The organism is Clostridium sp. CF012 (assembly GCF_018861755.1).
In the GTDB taxonomy this organism is placed as follows: domain Bacteria; phylum Bacillota; class Clostridia; order Clostridiales; family Clostridiaceae; genus Clostridium_AD.
The window spans coordinates 1-547 of sequence record NZ_JAHLEF010000144.1 but is presented as its reverse complement, the minus strand read 5'-3'; the positions used below and the strand labels follow the sequence as shown (position 1 = coordinate 547).

The window sequence follows — 547 nt, the reverse complement described above, 5'->3', positions numbered from 1 at the left end:
ATACTTAGGAAAAGTTCCTACTTAGAAAACCTGCCAATTATTTCATTAGAACCAAACTTTAAGTCTATATATGATTTAAGAAGAGGTGCAAAGGATGGCAATTTATGTACAATAGAAACTGCAATAGAGGTACTATCTATAAGTGGTGATGAGAAGCATTCACAGGTAATATATGATTTTTATAATTTATTTTTAAAAAGCTATAAGGCAGGCTTAAGTGGTCACAAACTTATAACTTCTAATAATAATTGAAGATCCCATCCAAAAGGATGGCATTTTCAATTATTTTTAATATCTAAAATAACCATATTAAAAACGAATAATCTAACAATCAAAATTACTGAATCGGTTGCTGAAAATTTTGAGATTGCTGGTCTTTAATTTTCTGTTTACCTTCCTCCATGAATTGTGCATCCTTTGGAGATAACATATACAAAATTTCTTGAAGCTCCCCAACGTGCCTTCTTTCTTCATCTGCAATGTGATTTAAAATTTTTTTAACCCTTTCATCATCTGTAGACATCGAATGAGCTTCATAACCTATAAT

2 protein-coding genes are annotated in these 547 nt (G+C 30.2%); one reads left to right on the top strand and one right to left on the bottom strand.

What is annotated here, in order from left to right:
• A partial coding sequence (locus KPL50_RS26755) for a DTW domain-containing protein (protein ID WP_216301485.1) occupies positions 1 to 252 on the top strand: 252 nt, incomplete at its 5' end.
• Positions 253 to 337: 85 nt separating this feature from the next.
• Here the strand turns inward: KPL50_RS26755 and KPL50_RS26750 are convergent.
• The coding region (locus tag KPL50_RS26750; RefSeq protein ID WP_216301484.1) for a rubrerythrin family protein at positions 338 to 547 on the bottom strand (210 nt) is incomplete at its 5' end.